General features: G+C 49.0%; 26 protein-coding genes. 12 read left to right on the top strand and 14 right to left on the bottom strand.

Going from position 1 to position 24,847, the window contains the following annotated elements; translation table 11 throughout:
* Positions 1–146: 146 nt before the first annotated feature.
* From rfaQ to coaD, 5 genes are all read left to right on the top strand, one after another.
* A complete protein-coding gene (rfaQ, locus tag JK198_RS11875) occupies positions 147–1,220 on the top strand; it encodes a putative lipopolysaccharide heptosyltransferase III (RefSeq protein WP_212708030.1) in 1,074 nt (357 codons plus the stop codon).
* Positions 1,217–2,350 (top strand): glycosyltransferase family 4 protein, encoded by a 1,134-nt coding sequence (locus JK198_RS11870; protein ID WP_212708031.1) that lies wholly within the window; start codon positions 1,217–1,219, stop codon positions 2,348–2,350. Before rfaQ ends, JK198_RS11870 begins: the two co-directional genes overlap by 4 nt.
* A gap of 135 nt (positions 2,351–2,485) precedes the next feature.
* Positions 2,486–3,763, top strand: a complete 1,278-nt coding sequence (gene waaA / locus JK198_RS11865) for a lipid IV(A) 3-deoxy-D-manno-octulosonic acid transferase (protein ID WP_212708032.1) — start codon at positions 2,486–2,488, stop codon at positions 3,761–3,763.
* Positions 3,763–4,542, top strand: a complete 780-nt coding sequence (locus JK198_RS11860; protein WP_212708033.1) for a glycosyltransferase family 2 protein — start codon at positions 3,763–3,765, stop codon at positions 4,540–4,542. The genes waaA and JK198_RS11860 overlap by 1 nt, the downstream gene beginning before the upstream one ends.
* Position 4,543: 1 nt before the next feature.
* The gene (gene coaD / locus JK198_RS11855) at positions 4,544–5,026 is read left to right on the top strand and encodes a pantetheine-phosphate adenylyltransferase (protein ID WP_212708034.1); all 483 of its coding nucleotides are present in this window, start codon (positions 4,544–4,546) and stop codon (positions 5,024–5,026) included.
* 14 nt (positions 5,027–5,040) lie between these two features.
* On the opposite strand, the gene mutM is transcribed toward coaD, so the two are convergent.
* The 4 genes from mutM to radC form a co-directional block, all read right to left on the bottom strand.
* On the bottom strand, positions 5,041–5,850 hold the full coding sequence (gene mutM, locus JK198_RS11850; RefSeq protein ID WP_212708035.1) for a bifunctional DNA-formamidopyrimidine glycosylase/DNA-(apurinic or apyrimidinic site) lyase: 810 nt from the start codon (positions 5,848–5,850) through the stop codon (positions 5,041–5,043).
* An 86-nt stretch (positions 5,851–5,936) separates the two neighbouring features.
* The gene (gene rpmG, locus JK198_RS11845; RefSeq protein ID WP_002436700.1) at positions 5,937–6,104 is read right to left on the bottom strand and encodes a 50S ribosomal protein L33; all 168 of its coding nucleotides are present in this window, start codon (positions 6,102–6,104) and stop codon (positions 5,937–5,939) included.
* An 11-nt stretch (positions 6,105–6,115) separates the two neighbouring features.
* Positions 6,116–6,352, bottom strand: coding sequence for a 50S ribosomal protein L28 (gene rpmB / locus JK198_RS11840; RefSeq protein ID WP_212708036.1), 237 nt, complete (start codon positions 6,350–6,352; stop codon positions 6,116–6,118).
* Between the two features lie 258 nt (positions 6,353–6,610).
* Positions 6,611–7,267, bottom strand: coding sequence for a DNA repair protein RadC (radC, locus tag JK198_RS11835; protein ID WP_212708056.1), 657 nt, complete (start codon positions 7,265–7,267; stop codon positions 6,611–6,613).
* A gap of 271 nt (positions 7,268–7,538) precedes the next feature.
* Here radC and coaBC point away from each other — a divergent pair, with 271 nt between their 5' ends.
* The 3 genes from coaBC (at position 7,539) to slmA (ending at position 9,971) form a co-directional block, all read left to right on the top strand.
* Entirely contained in the window at positions 7,539–8,759 is a 1,221-nt protein-coding gene (coaBC, locus tag JK198_RS11830) for a bifunctional phosphopantothenoylcysteine decarboxylase/phosphopantothenate--cysteine ligase CoaBC (RefSeq protein ID WP_212708037.1), read from the top strand.
* A complete protein-coding gene (dut, locus tag JK198_RS11825) occupies positions 8,737–9,195 on the top strand; it encodes a dUTP diphosphatase (RefSeq protein ID WP_212708038.1) in 459 nt (152 codons plus the stop codon). Before coaBC ends, dut begins: the two co-directional genes overlap by 23 nt.
* A gap of 179 nt (positions 9,196–9,374) precedes the next feature.
* Entirely contained in the window at positions 9,375–9,971 is a 597-nt protein-coding gene (gene slmA / locus JK198_RS11820) for a nucleoid occlusion factor SlmA (RefSeq protein ID WP_212708039.1), read from the top strand.
* A 35-nt stretch (positions 9,972–10,006) separates the two neighbouring features.
* Here the strand turns inward: slmA and pyrE are convergent, their stop codons facing one another.
* The 5 genes from pyrE to JK198_RS11795 form a co-directional block, all read right to left on the bottom strand.
* Complete coding sequence (gene pyrE / locus JK198_RS11815) at positions 10,007–10,648, bottom strand: orotate phosphoribosyltransferase (protein WP_212708040.1); 642 nt, start codon at positions 10,646–10,648, stop codon at positions 10,007–10,009.
* A gap of 49 nt (positions 10,649–10,697) precedes the next feature.
* Positions 10,698–11,414, bottom strand: coding sequence for a ribonuclease PH (gene rph, locus JK198_RS11810; RefSeq protein ID WP_212708041.1), 717 nt, complete (start codon positions 11,412–11,414; stop codon positions 10,698–10,700).
* A gap of 74 nt (positions 11,415–11,488) precedes the next feature.
* The gene (locus JK198_RS11805; RefSeq protein ID WP_349290189.1) at positions 11,489–12,628 is read right to left on the bottom strand and encodes an ABC transporter permease; all 1,140 of its coding nucleotides are present in this window, start codon (positions 12,626–12,628) and stop codon (positions 11,489–11,491) included.
* On the bottom strand, positions 12,621–13,532 hold the full coding sequence (locus JK198_RS11800) for an ABC transporter ATP-binding protein (RefSeq protein WP_212708042.1): 912 nt from the start codon (positions 13,530–13,532) through the stop codon (positions 12,621–12,623). The genes JK198_RS11805 and JK198_RS11800 overlap by 8 nt, the downstream gene beginning before the upstream one ends.
* A complete protein-coding gene (locus tag JK198_RS11795; RefSeq protein WP_212708043.1) occupies positions 13,525–14,493 on the bottom strand; it encodes an efflux RND transporter periplasmic adaptor subunit in 969 nt (322 codons plus the stop codon). Before JK198_RS11795 ends, JK198_RS11800 begins: the two co-directional genes overlap by 8 nt.
* Positions 14,494–15,535: 1,042 nt before the next feature.
* Between JK198_RS11795 and JK198_RS11790 the strand changes: the two genes are divergently transcribed.
* Positions 15,536–16,723 carry a nucleoside transporter C-terminal domain-containing protein gene (locus JK198_RS11790; protein WP_212708044.1) on the top strand — a complete coding sequence of 396 codons (1,188 nt, stop codon included), beginning with the start codon at positions 15,536–15,538 and terminating at the stop codon, positions 16,721–16,723.
* A gap of 37 nt (positions 16,724–16,760) precedes the next feature.
* Here the strand turns inward: JK198_RS11790 and JK198_RS11785 are convergent, their stop codons facing one another.
* Positions 16,761–17,219: a DUF3574 domain-containing protein gene (locus JK198_RS11785; protein ID WP_212708045.1), complete on the bottom strand. Its 459-nt coding sequence runs from the start codon at positions 17,217–17,219 to the stop codon at positions 16,761–16,763.
* Positions 17,220–17,374: 155 nt separating this feature from the next.
* Between JK198_RS11785 and JK198_RS11780 the strand changes: the two genes are divergently transcribed.
* The gene (locus tag JK198_RS11780) at positions 17,375–18,238 is read left to right on the top strand and encodes a YicC/YloC family endoribonuclease (RefSeq protein WP_212708046.1); all 864 of its coding nucleotides are present in this window, start codon (positions 17,375–17,377) and stop codon (positions 18,236–18,238) included.
* Between the two features lie 84 nt (positions 18,239–18,322).
* Here the strand turns inward: JK198_RS11780 and polA are convergent, their stop codons facing one another.
* From polA to JK198_RS11760, 4 genes are all read right to left on the bottom strand, one after another.
* Positions 18,323–21,103 (bottom strand): DNA polymerase I, encoded by a 2,781-nt coding sequence (gene polA, locus JK198_RS11775; protein WP_212710613.1) that lies wholly within the window; start codon positions 21,101–21,103, stop codon positions 18,323–18,325.
* Between the two features lie 360 nt (positions 21,104–21,463).
* Positions 21,464–22,090 carry a thiol:disulfide interchange protein DsbA gene (gene dsbA, locus JK198_RS11770; RefSeq protein WP_212708058.1) on the bottom strand — a complete coding sequence of 209 codons (627 nt, stop codon included), beginning with the start codon at positions 22,088–22,090 and terminating at the stop codon, positions 21,464–21,466.
* A 27-nt stretch (positions 22,091–22,117) separates the two neighbouring features.
* Positions 22,118–23,104 (bottom strand): serine/threonine protein kinase, encoded by a 987-nt coding sequence (locus JK198_RS11765; RefSeq protein ID WP_212708048.1) that lies wholly within the window; start codon positions 23,102–23,104, stop codon positions 22,118–22,120.
* A gap of 55 nt (positions 23,105–23,159) precedes the next feature.
* Positions 23,160–23,429, bottom strand: a complete 270-nt coding sequence (locus tag JK198_RS11760; RefSeq protein WP_212708049.1) for a DUF1040 family protein — start codon at positions 23,427–23,429, stop codon at positions 23,160–23,162.
* A gap of 73 nt (positions 23,430–23,502) precedes the next feature.
* On the opposite strand from JK198_RS11760, the gene mobA reads away from it, so the two are divergent.
* Positions 23,503–24,075 carry a molybdenum cofactor guanylyltransferase MobA gene (gene mobA / locus JK198_RS11755; protein ID WP_212710614.1) on the top strand — a complete coding sequence of 191 codons (573 nt, stop codon included), beginning with the start codon at positions 23,503–23,505 and terminating at the stop codon, positions 24,073–24,075.
* Positions 24,072–24,581 carry a molybdopterin-guanine dinucleotide biosynthesis protein MobB gene (gene mobB / locus JK198_RS11750; RefSeq protein ID WP_212708051.1) on the top strand — a complete coding sequence of 170 codons (510 nt, stop codon included), beginning with the start codon at positions 24,072–24,074 and terminating at the stop codon, positions 24,579–24,581. Before mobA ends, mobB begins: the two co-directional genes overlap by 4 nt.
* The last annotated feature ends 266 nt before the right edge of the window (positions 24,582–24,847 follow it).

Below are 24,847 nucleotides of genomic sequence, written 5' to 3'. Positions count from 1 at the left end.
GCTGATAATAAGTCTTCATCCTGCCGGGCGATGCATACCAATGAGAGGAAAAACTCCGGGCGGATATAGCACGGGCACCAATAGCCGTTATTTTCATCAGCCAGATAGCCTGGCCTGCGTTTTTAAATTTAACATAAGTGACAGGTATGAGTCATACGCCAGTATCAGCCTTATCCCCGAAGAGAATACTTATCATTAAATTACGTCATCACGGTGACATGCTGTTAATTACTCCGGTAATAGAATCGCTGCATAAGAATCACCCTAAGGCAGAAATAGATGTTCTGCTGTATAAAGAAACAGAGGCCATGCTGGTAAATAATCCGTTGATCTCAAATTGTTTTTTTATAGACAGACGCTGGAAAAAACAAGGTACGCTACGCCATATTGGCCATGAATGGCGGCTACTGCGTACACTCAGATCCCGGCATTATGATCTGGTGATCAATCTTGCAGACCAGTGGCGTAGTGCCCTGCTCACCCGTTTCACCGCTGCCAGACAACGCCTCGGGTTTGCTTTCCCGAAGCGCGAGGGGGTGCTGTGGCGTCATTGTCATACGCAGCTGGTCCCGATCACTGACCATCAGGAGTTACATACGGTTGAGCAAAATCTTTCACTGCTGGCCCCTCTGAATCTGGCACAAATCAGTACCAAAGCCACCATGCATTATCTTGCCTCCGACAGGGAATATATTCAGCAATGCCTGCGACAACAACATGCCGGCGGACGATATATTGTGGTACATCCGACCTCCAGATGGTTCTTTAAATGCTGGCCGGAAGAAAAAATGGCCAGTCTTATCACCCGGCTGGCAGCGGAGGGCACTACCGTCGTATTAACCTCTGGCCCTGATGATGCTGAAATGGAAATGGTCAGCCGGATACTCTCTATGAGCCGGGGCGAAAATATTATCTCCCTGGCAGGGAAAATGACACTGCCACAACTGGCTGCACTGATTGATCATGCAGCATTGTTCATTGGTGTCGATTCAGTGCCTATGCATATGGCCGCCGCATTAAACACCCCCTATGTGGCTCTGTTTGGTCCGTCAAAACTGACACTCTGGCATCCATGGGAAGGTGAAGGTGTCACACTGTGGGCCGGAGATTTTGGCCCGCTACCGGACCCTGATGAAATTAACACTGCTACTTCAGAACGTTACCTGGATTTAATTCCTGTTCAGGCCGTTCTTACTCCGGCACAGGAACTGCTGAAATGAAAAAAATACGACTGGCAATTGTCCGTCAGAAATACCGGCCGGATGGCGGCGCTGAACGTTTTGTCTCACGGGCACTGGAAGCCCTGAACCATAAAGCGATGGAACTGAATGTCATCACCCGTCAATGGCAGGGCGATACACATCCCGACTGGCATATTCATATCTGTAACCCGATGAAATGGGGACGTATCAGCCGCGAACGGGGATTCGCCAGAGCAGCCCGGAAGCTGTGGCAGCAGCAGGGGTTTGATATTGTTCAAAGCCATGAGCGTATTGCGGGCTGTGATATCTATCGTGCCGGCGACGGAGTTCATAGGCGCTGGCTGTTGCAACGCTCGCGCATTCTGTCTGGCTGGAAGCAGCGCCGGTTATTTACCGACAGCTACCACCGCTATGTTATGCAGGCAGAATATGAGATGTATACCTCGCCGCACCTGAAAGCCGTCATCTGCAATGCCGAAATGGTGAAACGCGAAATTATTGAAGATTTCGCCGTCCCCGCCGAAAAAATACATGTTATTTATAATGCGATCGACCATCAGAAGTTCTGCCCTGCAGAGGCATCACAGAGACAGGTACTGCGTCAGCAGCACGGTATTCCACAGGATGCCCACTGCCTGATTTTTGTCGGATCGGGATTTGAAAGGAAAGGACTGAAAGCCGCCATCGAAGCTATTTCAGGCACTGACAGTCATTTACTGGTCATTGGCCGGGATAAAACTGAGCAGCGTTATCATCAGCTGGCACAACATCTCGGATGCGGGCAACGGATCCATTTCGCGGGAATGCAGCCACAGACATTACCTTTTTACCAGCTGGCCGACGGTTTATTACTCCCGACACTGTATGATCCGTTCCCGAATGTTATTTTAGAAGCGATGGCCTGCGGGCTGCCGGTCATTACCAGCACGCATTGCGGGGGCGCGGAATTTATCCGTCACGGTGACAATGGATTCGTCACCGATGCGCTGGATATACCGGCCCTGACTGAGGCAATAAAACAATTGCCTGCCAGCGGCCCGGATTCACCGATGGGTAAGCAGGCAAGGGAAACTATCCTGCCATACACACCGGCCCACTTGTCGGAGCAGCTATTCTCTCTCTACGAACAATTACTCTCAGCTGAGTAACGTTAACCGCGGCAAAGCATTATCCGGCTTACCGTTCCCCCGGGTACAGGCTACCGGGGGTATCCGCCCTTCACGTACCTAATCCACGCCATTTATGCTACTATTGCCGCAAAATTCCAAGCCGATATTCACATAATGCTGTTGCGTGTATACCAGACACTTCTTTACCTGATTCAGCCCGTTATCTGGGTTCGATTACTTCTCCGCAGTCGTAAAGCGCCGGCGTACCGTAAACGCTGGGCGGAACGTTATGGATTTTGTGCAGGCAAAGTCAGACCGGAGGGGATCGTATTACACTCAGTTTCTGTCGGGGAAACACTGGCAGCGGTGCCGCTGGTCAGGGCATTACGTTACCGTTACCCGTCGTTACCGATTACCGTAACCACCATGACACCCACGGGCTCAGAGCGTGCCAAATCGGCATTTGGTAATGATGTTGACCATGTCTATTTACCTTATGATTTACCCGGCGCAACTCACCGCTTCCTCGATACCGTACGGCCACGCATGATGATTATCATGGAAACCGAATTATGGCCCGGGCTGATCCATATCCTGCATCAGCGAAATATTCCTTTAGTGATTGCCAATGCCCGCCTTTCTGAACGTTCATTTCGTGGTTATAAAAAACTCGGCACGTTTATGCAGCACCTGCTGCAGAGTATCAGTCTGATCGCCGCACAAAATACCGGAGACGGTGAACGTTTCGTCGCGCTGGGGTTAAAGCGCAACCATTTAGCCGTTACCGGCAGCCTGAAGTTTGATATTTCCGTTACCCCGGAACTGGCGGCTAAAGCAGTCACTCTGCGCAGCCAGTGGGCACCCCACCGTCCGGTATGGATAGCCACCAGTACCCATGACGGGGAAGAAAGTATCATTCTGGACAGTCACCGCCAGCTACTGAATCAGTTTCCGGACCTGCTACTGATTCTGGTACCCCGCCATCCGGAGCGTTTTTCGGATGCTAAAGCACTGACACAAAAAGCCGGCTTTAGTTATATCACCCGTAGTAGCGGCCAGGTGCCTTCCGCCACAACTCAGGTTGTGATTGGCGACACCATGGGTGAACTGATGCTGCTATATGGGATCGCAGATCTGGCTTTTGTCGGCGGGAGCCTGACAGAGCGTGGCGGACATAATCCTCTGGAACCTGCCGCTCATGCTTTGCCGGTCCTGATGGGGCCCCATACCTGGAATTTTAAAGATATCTGCAGCAAGCTTGAAGAGGCACAAGGTCTGATCACCGTGACTGACAGTAAGTCACTGACCAAAGAAGTCAGTATCCTGCTTCAGGATGATGACTATCGCCGTTACTATGGGCATCATGCGGTAGAAGTGCTGCGTCAGAACCAGGGGGCATTACAACGGCTGCTGGAGTTACTTGAACCTTATCTTCCGCCACGGACACACTGATGAGTACACGCCAGAAACTTTCGGTGGTAATGATCACCAAAAATGAAGCAGAGTTACTTCCTGACTGCCTGCAATCTGTAAACTGGGCCGATGAAATCATCGTCCTCGACTCTGGCAGTTCAGACCAGACCTGTGATATTGCCCGTCAGGCTGGCGCAAAAGTGTTCCACAGTGGCCAGTGGCCGGGCTACGGCCTGCAACGTCAGCACGCTCAGCAATATGCCTCCGGCGATATGATACTGATGATTGATGCTGATGAAAGGGTAACCCCGGCGCTCAGACAATCTATCGAGGCAATCCTGCATCAGCCGGCTGCCACTGATACTGTCTACAGTATTGCCCGCAGTAACTGGTTTCTGGGCCGTTTTATGCGCCATAGCGGCTGGTACCCGGACCGGGTGACACGCTTATATCCGGCACATTTTGTCTATAACGATAATCTGGTTCACGAATCTCTGGAGCACTCCGCCGCCAGGGTTGTTCATCTGTCAGGAGACCTGCAGCATTTAACCTGCAGAGATCTGCATCATTTCCAGCAAAAACAGCTCGCCTATGCCAATGCCTGGGCGACCCAGCGTTTCAGACAGGGGCGCCCCTGCAGTTTATTTTCTGTCTATAGTCATACGGCAGCAGCATGGCTGAAAACAGCAGTACTCAGGGCTGGCTTGCTGGATGGCAGCCAGGGATGGGTGCTGGCAATGGTGAATGCCCAGTATACGTTTAATAAATACGCCATACTCTGGGCATTGCATAAAACTACATCACCAGGGGAACAATAATATGACAACCCGGGCCATTTACCCTGGCACATTTGATCCACTGACTTTAGGGCACCTGGACATTGTTACCCGGGCAGGCCGTTTATTTGACCATGTGATACTGGCCATTGCCCGGAATAATACCAAACAACCGATGTTCAGCCTGCAGGAACGCATCGCACTGGCCCGGCAGGCCACTGCACACCTGGAGAATGTGGATGTCATGGGATTTGGCGATCTGATGGTCAATTTTGCCCGCCAGCAACAGGCAAATGTATTAATCCGTGGTGTCCGTTCGGTCTCTGACTTTGATTATGAACGGCAGCTGGCACAAATGAACAATCAGTTACTGCCGGGTCTTGAAAGTATTTTTATGATCCCGGCAGAAGCATATACCTTTGTTTCATCATCGCTGGTAAAAGAAGTTGCCCGCCATGGCGGAGATATCTCCGGATTTGTGACCGGTCCGGTGCATCAGGCGCTGCTTGAAAAATTAGCGTCCTGATCCCCTGCTACCGATTATTTCTGACATTGCGGGCACCAGTAAGTACTGCGTTGCCCGTGCCTGCCACTATTGATCGCCGTTCCGCAGTGCAGGCAAGGCGATCCGGCCCGTCCGTAGACCTGTAATTGCTGGGCGAAATAACCAGGCTTACCATCGCTTTGCAGAAAGTCGCGTAATGTAGTTCCGCCCTGTTCAATCGAACGGTGCAGCACCTGCTTGATCGAATCCACCAGCACCTGAGCTTCATCTTCAGTCAGGTCACAGGCAGGCCTGCCAGGCAGAATACCGGCACTGAATAATGCTTCGCTGGCATAAATATTACCGACACCTACCACCAGCTTGTTATCCATCAGCCATTGTTTGATAGCAATGCGCTTACGTTGTGATTTCTCCAGAAGCCAGCCAGCGGAGAAAGCCTCACTCAGCGGTTCAGGGCCGAGATGAGATAACACCCGACTGGCAGCCAAATCCGGCGCCCACAGCCAGGCACCAAAGCGTCTGGGATCGGTATACCGCAGTACTTTTCCGTTACTCATCACCAAATCAACATGATCATGTTTTTCCGGGGGGTGTTCTTCGGTAAGCACTCTCAGACTGCCCGACATCCCCAGGTGAATGATAATCCATCCCTCCGGTAATTCTATCAGCAAGTACTTAGCCCGGCGCTGTACACTCAGTACCGGTTGATCACTCAGAGATAAGATTTCCGGCGATACCGGCCAGCGTAATCGTGTATTGCGTACAACAGCATGTAATACTGTCGCGCCCACCAGGTGGGGTTCAATACCCCGGCGGCTGGTTTCTACTTCAGGTAATTCAGGCATCACAGCTCCTTATTCCGGGTTATTGCCTGGCAGGTCCTGGAAAACAAAAAACCCGGCCGGAGCCGGGTTTTTTCAGAATACTAAAATTACTTAATTTTAGCTTCTTTGTATACTACGTGCTGACGAACAACCGGGTCGAACTTTTTCAGTTCCAGTTTTTCCGGTTTAGTACGTTTGTTCTTCGTAGTGGTATAGAAGTGACCTGTACCAGCAGAAGAAACCAGCTTGATCTTCTCACGAATACCTTTAGCCATGATTTAGTTCCTTAGTACTTCTCACCGCGGGCACGCATATCTGTTAATACAGAATCGATGCCCTTTTTATCAATAACACGCATACCTTTAGCAGATACACGCAGGGTAACAAAACGCTTTTCGCTCTCAACCCAAAAACGGTGTGAGTGCAGGTTAGGCAGGAAACGGCGTTTCGTCGCGTTCATTGCGTGGGAACGGTTGTTTCCGCTCACCGGGCGCTTGCCAGTTACTTGGCAGACTCGTGACATGTCATATCTCCAAAAATCAAATCAGCTCGAGCTTTGTACTTAGGTTCTGGCCGCCTCGTCAGGCTTTTAACCCATCCAGGCGAGTTCTATGTGAACCCGCTGAGCAGGCCTAAACGCCAAACCCGAGATTCTCAAAGGTGGCGTAGTATACGCTCTGCGGGTCAAACGCTCAAGTCCCGAACAGATAAAGATCTCCCGGGATCGGCTAAAAAATGATTATTTTTACCCGGAGACGCTGCTGACAGGCTGATTTTCATACTATAACCAGCCACGCTCAGCAAAAGAGACATACTGTCCCTTGCCGATGACCAGATGATCTAACAGTCGTATGTTCAGTAACATACAGACCTTTGCTATTTGTCCGGTCACTTCTCTGTCTGCCTGGCTTGGTTCAGCCAGACCTGACGGGTGATTATGTGCCAGAATTAATGCCGCCGCATTACTTTTGAGCGCTTCCCTGGCAATTTCTCTGGGATGTACCTCCACCGAGTTTACCGAGCCGGAAAACATTTTTTGTACCGAGATCACCCGATGCTGGTTATCGAGGAAGATGACGATAAACACTTCACGCGGCTGGTGTGCCAGCTGACTGGTCAGATAGTCATAAGTAATCCCCGGATTTTCCAGCAAGTTACCGGACTCCAGCTGTGCCTGGAAAAACCGTTTTCCAAGCTCGGCAACGGCACGGATCTGCGTCATTTTTGCTTTACCGATACCAGGAATGGCCAGATAATCGTCGTTACCGGCGGTCATCAGGCCATATAAAGAGCCAAACTGCTTAAGCAGTGTTTCGGACAAGGCCATCACCCCGCGACCGGCCAGACCGGTTCGGAGAAATATTGCCAGTAGCTCAATATCGGTGAGCATTTCGGCACCGTGCCTGATTAATTTTTCTCTGGGTCGTAACTGTTCCATCATCGCTTTCTCCCTGAACAAAGCACAGTGTGACAGCCCCGGCCTCATCACACTACTGACGTAACTGTGACCTTCAGTCTCCATCACAGCCCTGCGACGCTCCCCCCGTAACTTACCATCCGGTTAATGATTCTCCGCACATCTCCGGAGAATGATCATACTGAATACCCCCCGCCCCTGCAGTGACCGTTTTGCCTGACGATGATTATGATAAAATACCGACACGGGGCCTGCTTTCAGGGTGCCAGACTCAAACAATGAGGCATAAATAATGGAATTAGCGGGTAAAAAAATTCTTCTGGGCGTCAGTGGTGGTATTGCAGCTTATAAGACTCCTGAACTGGTTCGCCGTCTGCGGGATCGTGGTGCGGATGTCAGAGTCATGATGACCGATGCGGCCAGAGAATTTATCACACCACTAAGCCTGCAAGCTGTTAGCGGCCACCCTGTGTTTAGTCACCTACTGGACCCGGCAGCAGAAGCCGCCATGGGACATATTGAACTGGCGAAATGGGCCGACCTGGTGATTATTGCTCCGGCAACTGCCGATATCATTGCCCGGATCAGCCACGGAATGGCGAATGACCTGGTGACCACCGCCTGTCTGGCAACAGCATCACCCGTGGCCATCGTACCGGCAATGAATCAGCAAATGTATCGCTCACCCATAACACAGGAAAATATCCGTAAACTTGAAACCTGTGGCATGGTTGTGTGGGGACCCGACAGCGGCAGCCAGGCCTGTGGTGATATAGGCCCGGGAAGAATGCTTGACCCGGCAGACATCGTTAGCCATGCTATCCGTCAGACAATATCTGTCACAGACCTGCAACATCTGAAAATTATGATCACGGCAGGCCCGACACGGGAACCACTGGATCCGGTGCGTTATCTCACCAATCATAGCTCAGGTAAAATGGGTTTTGCGATTGCAGAAGCAGCAATCAGCCGTGGTGCCTCTGTTACCCTGGTGGCAGGGCCGGTATCATTACCCACCCCGGCAGGGGTTAAACGCATTGACGTCAGCACCGCACTTGAAATGCAACAGGCGGTAATGTCTGCTGTCTGTGAGCAGCATATTTTTATCAGCAGTGCAGCGGTTGCAGATTACCGTGCAACCACTATCGCCAGTGAGAAAATAAAAAAACAGGGCTCTGCGGATGATTCACTGACTCTTCAGTTAGTCAAAAATCCGGATATTGTCGCCGGCGTTGCGGCGCTGACAGAAAACCGTCCCTATGTCGTCGGATTTGCCGCCGAAACCCGTAATGTGGAAGAATACGCCCGGCAGAAAAGAAAACGAAAACAGCTGGATTTAATTTGCGCAAATGATGTATCGCAAGCCGGACAAGGCTTTAACAGCGATAATAATGCGCTTCACCTTTTCTGGCAGGAAGGAGATAAAGTGTTACCACTTAGTGCGAAACCACTCCTTGGCCAGCAATTATTAGACGAGATAGTCCGCCTTTATGATGAAAAAAATCGACATTAAAATCCTTGACCCGCGGGTCGGAAAAGAGTTTCCGTTACCGGCATACGCTACGGCTGGATCAGCCGGGCTGGACTTACGTGCCTGTATTGATGAACCGCTGGTTATTGCTGCGGGTGAAACCCGTCTTATCCCGACCGGCCTGGCCATTTATATTGCCGATCCGCAACTGGCTGCGGTTATTTTACCGCGCTCAGGCCTGGGCCATAAACATGGCATCGTTCTGGGTAACCTTGTCGGGCTGATTGATTCTGATTACCAGGGACCACTGATGGTATCCGTCTGGAACCGCAGCGAACAATCTTTTACCATTCAGCCCGGGGACCGCATGGCACAGTTAGTTTTTGTTCCTGTGGTTCAGGCTGAATTTAATCTGGTCGAGGAATTCACCACCACAGAGCGTGGTGAAGGCGGCTTTGGCCATTCCGGCCGCCAGTAATCAGTCAGCATCAATTTCTGTATCTTTCATCTTCCGGCCTTTCGCGATATGACGATAAGGCCGGCACTTTTGTGCTCATACGGTTAACGGCCGGGATAATGCCGCCTAACCTTGCTCCGCTGCCGGTGTCAGTGGATCTGTACAGCATTTTAGGGTGATTTTCAGGGGTCTTTAAGGTCATGGCAGAAAAAAAGAACGCGAAACGGAATCGTCGTGAAGAAATTTTGCAGGCATTAGCACAAATGCTCGAATCAGGTGATGGCAGTCAGCGTATCACTACCGCCAAACTGGCCGCGAATGTCGGGGTATCGGAAGCAGCACTGTATCGCCATTTCCCCAGCAAAACTAAAATGTTTGACAGTCTGATTGAGTTTATTGAAGACAGTCTGATTACCCGTATCAATCTTATTCTGAATGACGAAAAAGAGACACAGGCACGGTTAAGACTGATCGTACAACTGATTCTGGGATTTGGTGAGCGTAATCCGGGCCTGACACGTATTCTGACCGGGCATGCGCTGATGTTTGAACAAGACCGTTTGCAGGACCGCATCAACCAGTTGTTTGAAAGAATTGAAGTACAACTCCGGCTGGTCATGCGTGAGAAAAAGCTGCGTGAGGGTGAAGGGTTCAGGACCGATGAAACCTTACTGGCCGGACAGATTCTGGCATTTTGTGAAGGTCTTCTTTCACGCTATGTCCGTTCTGAATTCCGTTTCCGGCCAACAGCTGATTTCGAAGTTCGCTGGCCCTTACTGGCACTGCAACTGCAGTAAAAAAGCGGGCTGATGCCCGCTATGCTGTATGACTGTCAGATACCATATTGCTTCTGATACGCCCGGACGGAAGCCAGGTGGTTTGCCATTTCCGGCTTCTCTTCCAGATAACTGATCAAATCTTTCAGAGTAATAATAGAAATTACCCGGCACTGATAATCGCGTTCAACTTCCTGAATCGCGGATATCTCACCCTGACCACGTTCCTGCCGGTCCAGAGAAATTAAGACTCCGGCCAGTGTCGCCTGGTTCGCTGCGATAATCTCCATGGATTCGCGGATAGCGGTGCCGGCAGTGATCACGTCATCCACCAGCATAATACGTCCCTGTAACGGGCTGCCAACCAGCAGCCCGCCTTCGCCGTGATCTTTCGCTTCTTTACGGTTAAAGCAGTAAGGTACATCCCTGTCATGATGGTCTGCCAGTGCTACGGCCGTCGTAGTGGCGATCGGGATCCCTTTATAAGCAGGACCAAACACCAGGTCAAAATCAATCTCTGAATCAGTCAGAGCCTGAGCATAAAAGCGGCCAAGGAGAGCCAAATCGCGTCCGGTATTAAACAGACCTGCATTAAAAAAATAAGGGCTCTTACGGCCGGATTTCAGCGTAAATTCGCCAAACTTCAGAACCTGTTTATTTAATGCAAATTCAATAAACTGACGCTGCCAGGGTTTCATCTTTTTTTATTCCTCACATAAAAAAGCGACCCTTAGGTCGCCTGGTAAATCAATTAGCTAACGCAGTCTTCTGCGCATCAATCAGAGTATCAATACCACCGCGCGCCAGGGCCAGCAGGCTCAGTAACTCTTCATGGCTGAACGGTTCACCTTCTGCCGTCCCTTGCACTTCTATCATTCTGCCGTCTTCCATCATGACAACATTCATATCCGTATCCGCAGCAGAGTCTTCTGTATATTCCAGATCACAGACCGCTTCACCATTCACAATACCGACAGAAATGGCAGCAACCATTCCCTTCATCGGACTGCTTTTCAGTTTTCCTGCCGCGACCAGTGAATTCAGAGCGTCCGCCAGCGCAACACAGGCGCCGGTAATAGATGCGGTACGGGTACCGCCGTCTGCCTGTATCACATCACAATCGAGGGTAATGGTGTATTCACCTAATGCCTGAAGATCAACCGCGGCACGTAATGAACGGGCAATCAGTCGCTGTATTTCCAGGGTGCGGCCACCCTGTTTACCTTTCGCCGCCTCTCTGGCCATACGGCTATGGGTAGAGCGTGGCAACATACCATATTCTGCAGTGACCCATCCCTGGCCTTTGCCTTTCAGAAAACGCGGTACGCTTTCTTCGATAGTGGCAGTACAAAGTACTTTAGTTTCACCAAATTCAACCAGAACAGACCCTTCAGCGTGTCTGGTATAATGGCGTGTCAGGGTTACTGGGCGCACCTGTTGCGCGCTACGGCCTGCTGGACGCATGATCTTTCTCCGGGCTGCTATTAACTGGCTGCGCATTATACGGATTTCACTACCGAATGCCTATTTTCCGCTGATCAGTCCAGCGTTTTACGATAACTCTTTACGCCAATAAAAATAACCAGTGCCCCGAGAACGGCCAGAGGAATCAGCTCCGGTAACAGTTCAGATACCCCGTACCCTTTTAACATGACGGCTTTAATTAAACGAATAAAATAGGTCAGGGGTAAACAGGACCCGATCATCTGAGCCCATACGGGCATACTGATAAACGGGCTGATAAATCCGGAGAGCATGACTGAAGGGATAAAGTAAAAAGAAGAGATTTGCAGTGCCTGAAGCTGACTTTTAGCGATACTGGAAATGGTAATGCCGATACACAGGCAGAGGAAGATATAGATAATTAACACCATGAAAAGTAAATAAAAACTCCCCACCAGCGGGATACTGAACAGATATACAGCAAACATCAGAATCATTAACGACTGAAAAACCCCGATCAGGACATACGGGGTAATTTTTCCGAGGAATACCTCAAGGCCCGTCACCGGAGAGATTAATAAATTTTCCATCGCACCGCTTTCGCGCTCGCGGGTTATTGCCAGGGCGGTCATCAGGATCAGAGTGGTGCTCAGAATGGAACCGATAATCCCCGGGATGGTGTTATATCTGGTAATCCCTTCCGGATTAAACATCCGGTGAACAACTAATTCAAAACTTCCCTCTTCAGTCACCGGACGCAGAGTCTCAGGAAGGTCACGATCAAACATAGATTCAGACACCTGTTCAAGGGCACTCAGCGCATTACCTATGGTCAGCGGATCTATCGCATCGCCCTGCACCAGTAACTGTGGTTTCTCTCCGCGCAGAATTTTTTGGGTGAAACCTTCAGGAATAGTGACCATAAACAGTACCTCTCCCCGCACAAATGCATCACGGGCAGCCTCCGCGGAGGCATAACGCTGAAAAGAAAAGTAATCTGTATTCTGCACACTGCTGACAAATACCTGACTCAACTGTCCGCGATCATAATTCAGTAATGTTGATGGGATCCGGTGTGGGTCCATATTAACTGCATACCCCAGAATAATAAGCTGAAGTAACGGAGTCAGAAAAATCATCGCCAGACTGATCCTGTCACGGCGCAACTCATGTAACTCTTTGATTACCATCGCCATCCAGCGTATAAAAGAGAATCGTATCAGTCTGTTATTCATTATCAGATTTCATCAGGTGTGAAAATGCATCTTCAAGGGTGGTCTCCGCAGGGGTAATCGTATAATGGTCAGGGACCTGTTCAGTGAGAACACGCCGCAGCTCCCTTGGGTTCCCTGCCGTCACATTCAGTGTATTTCCGAATATCACGGTCTGCTCAATTTCCGGACAGCTGCGTAGTCTGGCTTCCAGGGTACTGAGCCCCGGGCCGGAAATACCGACGGTGATCAGATTCTGTGCAGTAATAATGGATTGTGCGGTTCCGCTGGCTAATAACTTGCCGTAAGACAGGTAAGCCAGTCGGTGGCAGCGTTCTGCTTCGTCCATATAGTGAGTACTGACCAGAACAGATATTCCCTGATCAGATAGTTGATGCAAGGTATGCCAGAAATCCCTGCGGGCTTTGGGGTCGACCCCGGCAGTGGGTTCATCCAGAAACAACACATCAGGCTGATGGATCAGACAAGCCGCCAGTGCCAGCCGCTGTTTCCAGCCTCCTGATAACCGTTTTGCCTGCTGATGCTGTCGTGATAATAACCCCATCTCTGACAGAGTACGCTCAGTACACTCTCTGACAGGCGTTATATTGTGCAGCCTGGCAATAAATAAAAGATTTTCCCGAATCGTCAGCTCTCCCCACATCGAGAAATGCTGGGTCATATAACCGATTCTTTTTTTTATTTCGTCACGCTCAGTAAAAATATTATGTCCCAGACAATGACCCGTCCCTGAATCCGGAGTGATCAGACCACACATCATGCGGATGGAGGTAGTCTTACCGCTGCCATTGGGGCCCAGAAAGCCATAGATTTCACCTTTCGCAACCCGCAAAGAGAAATCTTTAACCGCATGATGCTGACCGAAATGCTTATTCAGCCCGGCGACATTAATACACCAGTTACTCATCGGGGAGGATCTCCACCTGAAATGGCTGTCCCACTTTTATCTGACCGCCATTATCTCCGCCCTCAGGTACCGCCTCAGCCATATAGAGTAAGGTTTCCCTGCGGGAAGTACTGTAAATTACCGGCGGGGTATATTCAGCACGCGGACTGATATAACGTAACCGGCCGCTGAATGCTCCGGAACAGCCATCACAACGCAAACTGACTTTCATCCCGGTATGTATCTGACCCAGTTGTTTTTCAGGAATATAAAAGCGTATTTTAATATTTCCGGCAGGCAGCAGGCTGATCACCGGCCGCCCGGCGGTGGCCCGCTCCCCGGGCAGGTACAGTGTGTCATAGACGACGCCGCTCTGTGGCGCAGTCAGAGTGCTTTGCCCGATATCCCAGCGGGCTTTATCTCTTTTCAGCTTTGCGGATTCCACCCTCAGTTGCTGATTAGTAATTTGCGCCTGCCTCGCCGGCAACTGCCTTGCTTCCAGCTGATATTCTGACTCCCTGACACTGGCCTGCTTCTGACGATAATCATCATTAGCTTTCTGCCATTCTTCGGCAGAGATCATCTGAGAGGCATACAGCTTCTGATAGCGCCTCAACTGACTCTGAGCACGGTTTCTGGCGGACACTGCCCGTTCCAGTTGCGCCCGGACAACATTCAGTTCCGCGGGCCTTGCTCCCGAGGTTAAATCTGTCAGCAGCGCTTCTTCTGCCAGATAATTCTGCTCAGCAATACGCAGCGTATTTTCGGCAGTATAGGTTTCCATTTTAACTAACGGCTGGCCCTCACTGACCCTCTGCCCCTTTTTCACGCACAGTTTCTCAATTTTCTCGGTCGAAAAGTAAGAGAGGTAAATAAAATCACCATAAGAGTAACCGGAAAAATTTAATGTTTCCGGCACACGGCAACCAATAAGATTAAACACAACAATAGTAATAAAAAGAGGGCGGACACGCTTATTCATGATACTTAATCTCAAATTATTAACCTGCCTTTGATCTGTTTTATCTGCAGAGAGTCCCCGGCAGAAAATATCCTGTTTTGTTCTTCAGGTAATGTGCTGAGTAGCGCGGTTTCAGCAGATGAAAATCACAACCATTCAGCCCGGCGACAGTGTTAACAATTCTGTATTCCATAACGCCGGATAATTCAGACCTTCCGGACATGTACCACCTTGCCGGAAAACAGAGCAGTCGCTGATTCTCCGGCAGGAGAATCAAATCAGATAACCGGCACCAGATCACCGCAATCAGGTCGCAGATAAATAAATTCTTCCCCTGCAGATGTCCCGAAAAAACCCTGTAAGTCAAGGTAATAACGGCCGGGCTATCAAAAACCACAGCGGAGTCAGGAATTATAATCAGCGAGCCAGATAGTGAAATATTCTTAGCTCCGGAGAAGGCACGGACAACACTGCTGACGTTACATTTTCCCGAAATACATTTGATGATGATTTTTTTTAATGAAGAGTCTCCCCTTGCCGGAAAAAACTGTCTCTGAATATCATCTGGGCCGTCCATTGCATCTCCAAAACCGGTACATTCCGGGAAACAGGATTATCTGATAAAAACCGGACAAGTCTCTCCGTCACTTATCCGCGTCAGTATTTAGCACTATATTTTAAAAAAATAAAAGAGGAATAAACATTACATAATTAATTTATAAAAAATCACCATCGATGTCATTGTAATTTTCTTTTATTTGATATGACTATAGGAACTTTTTGTATCTTAATAAATACATCATTCTTACGCCTACAGAACTCAATAAATATAAATAATATTTTACTCTCTGACGACACCGGTTTTATCACACAGCTTTTTGCCAATTTATTTATAAGCATTTTATTTTTTATTCTAAGGATTGTACGATTTATTCCTCTGCCATAAATTTGTACAATAATCCCCCTGCGAAGCAGGATTGTGCATTTAATCACTCAGCACCGGGTGTAAAACGCCGTCAGTTATGGCTAAATACAAACATCTTTTTTCTTCGGGTTATATGCCATGTCTTTTGTACTGCATTTTATTTTAGCTGTTGCAGTAATTTTCTTACTTGCACTGTTAGTCAGCCATGATCGCCGGAAAATACGTATCCGTTATATTATCCAGTTGTTAGTGATTGAAGGGTTTATCGGCTGGTTCTTCCTGAACTCTACCGCAGGGCTGGAAGTGATCCGCGGGATTAGTGAACTTTTTAATACTTTGCTCTCGTATGCCGGTCAGGGGACCGATTTTGTGTTCGGAGGTATGAATAAACAGGGGCTGGCATTTGTTTTCCTCGAAGTCTTATGCCCGATAGTATTTATCTCTGCCCTGATAGGTATTCTTCAGCACTGGAAAATACTGCCATTACTGATCCGTGTCTTCGGCACCTTACTGGCAAAAATTAGCGGGATGGGTAAACTCGAATCATTTAACGCCGTCAGCAGCCTGGTGCTCGGCCAGTCAGAAAACTTCATCGCCTATAAAGGGATCCTCGGGGATTTATCATCACGCCGGTTATACACCATGGCTGCCATGGCGATGTCGACAGTCTCTCTGTCAATTGTCGGGGCTTATATGTCTATGGTGGAACCCCGCTATGTCGTGGCCGCATTATTACTGAATATGTTCAGCAGCTTTGTCATTCTTTCGTTAATCAATCCGACTGCCGGTGACGAACAACACCAGCAAGTATCACTGGAAAAATTGCACGAACAGCAGACTTTTTTCGAAATGCTCGGCGAGTATATTCTGGCCGGTTTCAAAGTCGCGATGATTATCGTCGCCATGCTGATAGGATTTATTGCACTGATTGCCGCGGTGAATGCCATATTCACGAGCCTTTTCGGCTATAGTTTTCAGCAACTGCTGGGCTATCTTTTTTATCCGTTTGCCTGGCTGATCGGTATTCCTGCCAGCGAAGCTCTGCAGGCCGGCAGTATCATGGCAACCAAGCTGGTTTCCAGTGAGTTTGTGGCAATGATTAATCTGCAAAAAATTGCGGCTGGATTTTCTCCACGCGGGCTGGGGATCCTATCCGTTTTCCTGGTGTCATTCTCTAACTTTGCCTCTATCGGAATAGTCGCTGGTACGATTAAAGGCCTGAATGAAAAACAGGGGAATATCGTCTCACGGTTTGGCTGGAAACTGGTTTACGGTTCGACACTGGTCAGCCTGCTTTCAGCGACATTTGCAGGACTGTTCCTGTAACCGGGGTGATGGCGAAGGTATAACCTTCGCCATCAATTCAGAAGTCAGCACAGACCTTATTATCAATCCGCATTACTGATTCCTGTTGAAAACGCTGTTTGTAGATTTGGCGTAATTGTTCAATATTCTGATCACTGGTTTTATCCGCTGTATGGATAAGCATCAGTGCTTTACTATTTTCCCGGGCCAGATGTCCGTCATCTCCCAACCACTGGCCTTTCGCGTCATAGACGGATAAACCATCTTTAAAACGCGGAGTAACATCTTTATCAATAAACAGCTGCCATTCACGGGCAGTAATATTAGCCCCATGTGGCCGGCTGAGACCAAACCATAATGTCGTCTGTACCTGCAAATTACCCTTCACACAAGGATTCTGAGCCGCTGCCGGCATTACCGTCGGCGGTAACGGCGCAGACTGTTCAACGACGGAATGTTGCTGACATCCGGCCAGAAGCCCCGCCAGCATTAATGGATAAATTATCTTTTTTTTCATGCTCTTTTTTCCGCTACATAATGGTCAGCAGTCATCTTAAAGGCTTTCATAAAAAACCGGTATGCTTATTGTCGGACGGAATATACGCTTATCCCTGTCCACCCCGTGGCACCGCCGTTATAATCGCCGTATCACTTATAAAATGAGTACCCGATATGATCCGCAGTATGACAGCCTATGCCCGCCACGATATAAAAGGTGACTGGGGCAGCGCCTCCTGGGAGCTGCGCTCGGTAAACCAGCGTTATCTTGAGACCTATATGCGTCTGCCTGAGCAATTTCGCAGCCTGGAACCAATGATCCGCGAACGTATCCGCCATCGCCTGACGCGTGGAAAAATAGAATGCACCTTACGTTTTGAAGCCAGCCAGGATGCTCAGTCGGAACTGATTCTGAATGAATCCCTGGCAAAACAGCTGATTCAGTCCGCAAACTGGGTAAAATTGCAGACAGATGAAGGCAGCATAAACCCGGTGGATATTTTGCGCTGGCCGGGAGTGATGGCTGCCGCAGAGCAGGATCTGGACAGTATCAACCAGCAACTGATGGCTTCCCTTGAACTGGCACTGGATGACTTTATTACCGCCCGTGAAACTGAAGGCCGCGCGTTACAGACAATGATTGAACATCGCCTGGAAGGTGTTTCCCGGCAGGTGGCCAGCGTTCGTCAGCATATGCCGGAAGTTTTACAATGGCAGCGTGAACGCCTGATCAGCAGGCTGGAAGACGCAGAGGTACAGCTGGACAGTAACCGGCTGGAACAGGAACTGGTCATGATGGCACAACGAATTGATGTGGCAGAAGAACTCGACCGGCTGGAGGCTCACGTTAAAGAAACCTACAATATTCTGAAGAAAAAAGAAGCCGTCGGCCGCCGTCTCGACTTTATGATGCAGGAATTTAACCGCGAATCGAATACCCTCGGCTCAAAGTCAATTAATGCCGATATCACCGCTTCCGCCATTGAACTGAAGGTACTGATAGAACAAATGCGCGAGCAGATTCAGAATATCGAGTAAAACTGTCCACGGACGCACATACCTGACTACTGGTTATAATCAATCAGCCCTGACAGGGGCTGATTGATCTTTTAGCCACGGATATCAGTGCGCCTGTTCCCAGTTATCACCGATACCAATTTCTACCTGTAATGGCACGTCCAGTGTCAGGCTGCTTTCCATAATATCCCTGATAGTGGCGCTGGCAGTTTCAAGTAATGAATCATCCACTTCAAACACCAGTTCATCGTGCACCTGCATAATCATCTTAATTTTTTGCGGGTCCTGACTACTGAGCCACTGATCGACGCCTATCATTGCCCGTTTGATAATATCTGCCGCCGTTCCCTGCATCGGGGCATTAATGGCTGCCCGTTCTGCTGCCTTACGGCGGATAGCATTCCCTGAGTTGATATCCGGAAGATATAAACGCCTCCCCTCCAGCGTTTCTACATAACCCTTTTCTGCAGCAGACTGACGGGTTGACTCCATATAGCGTAAGACGCCGGGATAGCGTTCAAAATACAAATCCATATATTTCTTTGCGTCACCCGGAGCAATATTCAATTGCCGGGACAGACCGAAAGAACTCATACCATAAATCAGACCGAAATTGATGGCTTTTGCACTGCGACGTTGTTCCGGGCTGACGTTATCTGCGGACGAACCAAAAACTTCCGCTGCCGTCGCTTTATGGATATCTTCACCCTGCGCAAAGGCATTCAGTAAGCCGGCATCCTGAGACAGATGCGCCATAATACGTAATTCGATCTGTGAATAGTCTGCCGCCAGAATCCGCTTTCCTGCAGGCGCAATAAAGGCATGGCGGATCCGCCGCCCTTCTTCATTACGCACCGGGATGTTTTGCAGGTTAGGGTCAGTCGATGACAAACGGCCGGTTGCTGTCACAGCCTGATGATAAGACGTATGCACGCGTCCGGTTCGCGGATTAATCATCAGCGGCAGCTTATCGGTATAAGTTGTCTTCAGTTTAGATAAGCCACGGTGCTCAAGTATGATTTTCGGTAACGGATGATCCAGTGCCAGCTCAGCCAGAACTTCTTCGCTGGTGGATGGTGCTCCACCCGGTGTTTTCTTCGTCGGTTTGATACCCTGCTTTTCAAATAAAATGGTCTGGAGCTGCTTCGGAGAAGAGAGATTAAATGCTTCCCCGGCGAGTTCGTGTGCTTTTTGCTCCAGTTCATTCAGCCGGATAGTCAGCTGCTGAGAATGAGCAGCCAGCATGGCTGGGTCAATTAAAACGCCGTTGCGCTCAACACGGGAAAGCACCGGCACCAGCGGAATCTCAATGTCACGAAAAACGTTCAGTGGCCCGGCTTCTTTTTCCAGCAATGGCCAGAATTTCAGATGCAATTGAAGAGTGACATCGGCATCTTCGGCCGCATACGGGCTGGCCTGCTCAAGGGCTATCTGGTTAAAAGTCAGTTGTTTCTTACCTTTCCCCGCAATATCTTCAAAGGTAATGGTTTTATGATTCAGCCAGCGTTGCGCCAGGCTATCCATATCATGTTTACCGGCGACACTGTTAAGCATATAAGATTCCAGCATCGTGTCGAAACGGATCCCGCGCAGTTCAATACCATAGTTTTGCAGAACACCACGGTCGTACTTCAGGTTTTGTCCGACTTTACTGCGGCTTTCGTCTTCCAGTAATCCTTTCAGAGACTGCAGAACCGCCTGTCTGTCGAGTTGTTGCGGGGCATCAAGATAGTCATGACCAACCGGTAAATAGGCCGCTTCTCTGGGAGCAACCGCAAAAGAGAGACCAACAATAGTTGCTGACAGGGTGTCCAGTGAATCAGTTTCCAGATCAAAGGCAAAAACCTCACTGGCAGTCAGTTTTTCCAGCCATAGTTCAAAAGTCTGCTGATCAAGAATAGTGACATAGTTATCGGCAGACAACACTGATTCAGCAGGGATATCGGGGTTTTTAACCGCCGGTGCCGCTGCTTTCTTCGCCGGTTTTTTATCATCTAACCAACGGTCCTGCTCAATATCCGTCATCCAGCGTTTAAATTCATAATGCGTGAATAAGGAGAGTAACGTACTGTTATCCGGTGGATTAACCTGCAGCTGGTCGTATTGCTGGTCCAGTTCAACATCCGTTTTAATGGTCGCCAATTGATAAGACAGGAAAGCCAGCTGTTTATTTTTAGCGAGTTTATCCGCCATGGTTTTAGCACCACGGAAGGATAACGTCGCCACTTTATCCAGATTATCGTAAATAGTGGCCATGCTCCCCAGCCCTTGCAGCAATGCCTGAGCTGTTTTTTCGCCCACACCGGGAACGCCGGGAATATTGTCAGATGAATCACCCATCAGCGCCAGATAATCAATAATCAGATCCGGCGGAATACCATATTTATCCGCAACGTCTTCAGGACCGAGAATAGCGTTGTTCATGGTGTTAATCAGAGTGATATTCGGCGTTACCAGCTGAGCCATATCTTTATCACCGGTACTGATCAAAACCGGACGGCCTTGTTTGTCAGCCTCTCTGGCCAGAGTACCAATGACGTCGTCAGCTTCAACGCCGGAGATCACCAGGACCGGCCAGCCCATTGCTTTAACCATCTGGTGCAAGGGTTCTATTTGTGCACGCAAATCATCAGGCATTGGCGGGCGATGAGATTTATAGTCTTCGAACAGCTCATCACGAAACGTTTTACCTTTGGCATCAAATACCACTGCAGCATGACTCGGTTTGTACTGAAGTAACAGGCTTTTCAGCATGTTCAGAACGCCATACATCGCCCCTGTCGGTTCACCGGCACTGTTTGTCAGTGGGGGAAATGCGTGATACGCACGGTAGAGATAAGAGGATCCATCTACCAGAATCAGGGGGTTTTCTGCAATTTGTGCCATAAGCTGTTATTTCTTCTGTTGCTGTTGGTAATAACTAAGGATGCCACATCACTGACAGAATGTTGAATGGAAGCGCACTCCGGCACTAAAAAAAGCCAGCGCGGGGCAGAGATCTGAATGATCTCCCTGTGGATAAGTTTGTGTGTAAATTTATGGTCAGATCTTAAAATTTAACAACACGCTGTTGCAGTGCCATCTAACTCATTATTAATAAATAAAATATTCAGTGTTATTAAAGATCAAAACTGTTGGTGTGTTTTTTATCTTTTGTGGATATTCGTTATCAGGATCACTTTTCGTCACGAGCAATGACCATAAAAAAAGCGCCGCAATAACGGCGCTTTATCACACTAGCAATGGTTATTTAGCAACCAGATATTTAACCACATTGACATAGTCAGCCACGAAATTATTCATTGAGCTGGTATCAAGTCCGGCATTATTCACCTGATATTTACCATTAACAAAAACTGAAGGCACTCCAGTGATATTAAAATCTGCGGCAGCTTTTTGCTGCTGACTGACCAGTGCTTTCACCGCAAAGCTGTTCCATGCAGCATCATATTCTTCAGAAGAGATCCCTGCCGCTTTAATAAACGCCGCTTTCAGAGATGCCGGATCAGTAATTGTCTGAGATTTCTGAATGCCGTCAAAGATAGGGTCAACGACTTTACCTTCCACGCCTAACGCCATAGCAACTGCCCATGCCTGGGTAACAACCGGAGCAAAATCGCCACCCAGGAAATCAACGTGGTAACGGGTCAGTTTAACATCTTTTGGCAGGCCCTGTTCCAGTGCCTGGTTAATCCGGTAAGTGCGTTCAAAATCGTAGCAATGAGGGCAAAAGAATGAGAAAAATTCAACTACTTTCGGGGCACCCGGAACGGCTTTATCCAGGGTGGTATACTGTTGTCCGTCAGAGAAGGTTGCTGCAGAAACACTGAATGCCAGCATAATGCCAGCAAATGCGAGCCAGATCTTTTTCATCATTTAAACTACTCCAGGTAATATCAATTAAAATTGAGGAGCTAAGGGCTGAAAAGGCTGATGCAGCATTTTTTCCTGTTGGGAAAAAATAGCAACCTGCCGACGCCAAAAATCCTCATCCGTTATCCAGGAAAAGGCTACCGGAAACGCAGGGTCCTGCCAGCGTTTCAGAATCCAGGACAGATAATAAACCATGCGCATGGCACGTAAAGGTTCAATCAGTATCAATTCGTTAACATCAAAATCACTAAACTCTGAATAGGCCTCCAGCAGAATATCCCACTGAATGCGCTGTTCCTGAGCATCACCGTTAACCAGCATCCAGAGATCCTGTACAGCGGGGCCATTGCGCGCATCGTCCAGATCAACAAATAATGGCCCGTCACGCCAGAGGATGTTTCCGGGATGACAATCGCCGTGTAACCGCAGAGGTTTCCAGTCGCTATGCCAGTATTGCTGTAAGGCCACGCCCAGTTTATCGACTGCCGACAGTAAATCATCTTTTACCGCCGATGGAATTAAAGGCGTTGCCGCCAGTATTTCTCGTGGTCCGGTAAAATATTCATCCAGCCCGATAACCGGCCGGTGATGAAACAGAGCCTTTGTGCTGCTTTGGTGAAAACGACCCAGGCAACGCCCTGCAGCTTCAAGCTGATCATAGTTATCAGTTTCGTATTGTCTGCCCCCCACGCTCGGAAAAACAGCAAACCAGAAACCATGTGACTGATGCAGCGTACTCTCCTGTAAGGTGAGCGGAGCTGCGACCGGAACATCATCATCTGCCAGCTCAATAGCAAACTGGTGCTCTTCCAGCAGTTGCTGTTCAGACCAGCGCTGAGGACGATAAAATTTAGCCACATAACGACGCTTATCTTCGTCACTGAACTGCCAGACCCGGTTTTCGTAACTATTCAGCGCCGTAAGCCCGGAGTCAACACGAATACCGGTATCCCATAGCACATCCAGTATTTTCTCCGGATCGAGAGTTTTGAAATTAAAAGCCGCTTCGCTCATAGATAGCCATATCGTTGTTTTCAGTCCGGGCCAAGGATAACACCATCCGCCGATATTAGTCTTTAATTACCCCGCGGGCGCGCAGAATCGCTGTTTTAAAATCATCTTCATAATCTTTCTTCAGCCCCGGGATCGCTGACTGTTTATCCGACTCCCGCAATTTCAAATGGTAGATCAGCACATCATCCGGCAGCGATGCCAGCTCACCGCTGTAGCCTGATGCCTGTGCCAGTTGCTGTAAAAATTGCAGCAGATTAAGATCAGGAGCTTGTTTCCAGGCTGGTAACAATAACTCCAGCACTTCGGTCAGACGTTTATCATTCATCCGTTATTCCCCGGTATGGTTATAATTGTCCCTTAAATTAACAGGGTTATGACCACAATAAAAGCGAGGTTATATGAAGGATATCACAGGCATTATTCTTGCCGGGGGTGCCGCAAGGCGTATGGCAGGGAAAGATAAAGGTCTGGTGACTTTCAGAGAACAGCCGCTTTTTTTGCATGTCGCAGAGCGATTTTCCCCTCAGGTCAGCAGCCTTATGATCAGTGCTAATCGTCATCGGGAAATCTATCAGCAATACGGTTACCCGTGTATCCACGATAGCCTTGAAGGTTTTCAGGGACCTCTGGCCGGGATGCTCAGCGGACTGGAAGCGGCTGAAAGTGACTGGGTTGCCTTTACTCCTTGCGATTCTCCCTTTATTCCCCGTAATTTTGTCGATCAACTCTGGCAGAGCAAACGCGAGGCAGGAGCATGCTGGATCCGTTCATCTCAGCGTGATCATCCGGTATTTTGCCTGCTGCATCGTCAGTTAATCCCGGCATTACAGGACTATTTAGCCTGTGGCGAACGCCGGGTATTGATGTTTTTAAGCCAGTATGGCCATCCGGTGCCGATGGATACGGCTGAATCCGCCTTTATTAATATCAACACCGTTCAGGAACTCAGTGAATACGAGGCACAACCATGACAGTACCGATACTGGGAATCGTAGCAGCCAGCGGGACGGGTAAAACCACCTTATTAAAACAGCTTATTCCTGTTTTAAAACAGCAAGGTATTAATCCGGGGCTGATTAAGCATACCCATCACCAGATGGATATTGATATCCCCGGTAAAGACAGCTATGAACTGCGTAAAGCAGGCGCTGACCAGGTAATTGTTGCCAGCCGGCAGCGCTGGGCACTGATCCATGAAACTCCTGATAACCGGCAACCGGATTTACAGTTACTGGCATCACGTATGTCACAGCAGACGCTGGATATAATCCTGGTCGAAGGATTTAAACAGGAATCCGTGCCTAAAATTATGCTATACCGACACGGATGCGGGAAATATCCGTTTTTAGCCGATGATGATCAGATTATTGCTATCGCCAGTGATCTGCAGCTGGCAGGAACTGACGTCCCCTGTCTGAATATTAATAATCCGGCAGAAATCGCCGGTTTCATCAGACAATGGTTATCTGGTAAGTAATGCCCATTACCGTCTTTTTCTGACGGGACATAACCGGTGAGCGGGTTGAATATTCGTCAGAACAGGGATTCAGGTATGTTAACCTGCTGACAGTGAATAATATCGGGGATACTACGGATCTGGCGGTGAAGGCAACACCGGTTTTACGGCCCTGAAATGCAAAAAGGCCATCCGTCAGGATGGCCTTTCTGTCTTATTGGATGCCTGGCAGTTCCCTACTCTCGCATGGGGAGACCCCACACTACCATCGGCGCTACGGCGTTTCA

The organism is Tatumella sp. JGM91 (assembly GCF_018257575.1).
Classification (GTDB): Bacteria; Pseudomonadota; Gammaproteobacteria; order Enterobacterales; family Enterobacteriaceae; genus Tatumella; species Tatumella punctata.
This window is presented reverse-complemented; position numbering and strand designations above follow the sequence as displayed.

Coding starts and splice junctions, on each gene's coding strand:
- rfaQ (WP_212708030.1), top strand. CDS start 147: ATGAGTCATACGCCAGTATCAGCCTTATCCCCGAAGAGAATACTTATC.
- JK198_RS11870 (WP_212708031.1), top strand. CDS start 1,217: ATGAAAAAAATACGACTGGCAATTGTCCGTCAGAAATACCGGCCGGAT.
- waaA (WP_212708032.1), top strand. CDS start 2,486: ATGCTGTTGCGTGTATACCAGACACTTCTTTACCTGATTCAGCCCGTT.
- JK198_RS11860 (WP_212708033.1), top strand. CDS start 3,763: ATGAGTACACGCCAGAAACTTTCGGTGGTAATGATCACCAAAAATGAA.
- coaD (WP_212708034.1), top strand. CDS start 4,544: ATGACAACCCGGGCCATTTACCCTGGCACATTTGATCCACTGACTTTA.
- mutM (WP_212708035.1), bottom strand. CDS start 5,850: ATGCCTGAATTACCTGAAGTAGAAACCAGCCGCCGGGGTATTGAACCC.
- rpmG (WP_002436700.1), bottom strand. CDS start 6,104: ATGGCTAAAGGTATTCGTGAGAAGATCAAGCTGGTTTCTTCTGCTGGT.
- rpmB (WP_212708036.1), bottom strand. CDS start 6,352: ATGTCACGAGTCTGCCAAGTAACTGGCAAGCGCCCGGTGAGCGGAAAC.
- radC (WP_212708056.1), bottom strand. CDS start 7,267: ATGGAACAGTTACGACCCAGAGAAAAATTAATCAGGCACGGTGCCGAA.
- coaBC (WP_212708037.1), top strand. CDS start 7,539: ATGGAATTAGCGGGTAAAAAAATTCTTCTGGGCGTCAGTGGTGGTATT.
- dut (WP_212708038.1), top strand. CDS start 8,737: ATGATGAAAAAAATCGACATTAAAATCCTTGACCCGCGGGTCGGAAAA.
- slmA (WP_212708039.1), top strand. CDS start 9,375: ATGGCAGAAAAAAAGAACGCGAAACGGAATCGTCGTGAAGAAATTTTG.
- pyrE (WP_212708040.1), bottom strand. CDS start 10,648: ATGAAACCCTGGCAGCGTCAGTTTATTGAATTTGCATTAAATAAACAG.
- rph (WP_212708041.1), bottom strand. CDS start 11,414: ATGCGTCCAGCAGGCCGTAGCGCGCAACAGGTGCGCCCAGTAACCCTG.
- JK198_RS11805 (WP_349290189.1), bottom strand. CDS start 12,628: ATGAATAACAGACTGATACGATTCTCTTTTATACGCTGGATGGCGATG.
- JK198_RS11800 (WP_212708042.1), bottom strand. CDS start 13,532: ATGAGTAACTGGTGTATTAATGTCGCCGGGCTGAATAAGCATTTCGGT.
- JK198_RS11795 (WP_212708043.1), bottom strand. CDS start 14,493: ATGAATAAGCGTGTCCGCCCTCTTTTTATTACTATTGTTGTGTTTAAT.
- JK198_RS11790 (WP_212708044.1), top strand. CDS start 15,536: ATGTCTTTTGTACTGCATTTTATTTTAGCTGTTGCAGTAATTTTCTTA.
- JK198_RS11785 (WP_212708045.1), bottom strand. CDS start 17,219: ATGAAAAAAAAGATAATTTATCCATTAATGCTGGCGGGGCTTCTGGCC.
- JK198_RS11780 (WP_212708046.1), top strand. CDS start 17,375: ATGATCCGCAGTATGACAGCCTATGCCCGCCACGATATAAAAGGTGAC.
- polA (WP_212710613.1), bottom strand. CDS start 21,103: ATGGCACAAATTGCAGAAAACCCCCTGATTCTGGTAGATGGATCCTCT.
- dsbA (WP_212708058.1), bottom strand. CDS start 22,090: ATGAAAAAGATCTGGCTCGCATTTGCTGGCATTATGCTGGCATTCAGT.
- JK198_RS11765 (WP_212708048.1), bottom strand. CDS start 23,104: ATGAGCGAAGCGGCTTTTAATTTCAAAACTCTCGATCCGGAGAAAATA.
- JK198_RS11760 (WP_212708049.1), bottom strand. CDS start 23,429: ATGAATGATAAACGTCTGACCGAAGTGCTGGAGTTATTGTTACCAGCC.
- mobA (WP_212710614.1), top strand. CDS start 23,503: ATGAAGGATATCACAGGCATTATTCTTGCCGGGGGTGCCGCAAGGCGT.
- mobB (WP_212708051.1), top strand. CDS start 24,072: ATGACAGTACCGATACTGGGAATCGTAGCAGCCAGCGGGACGGGTAAA.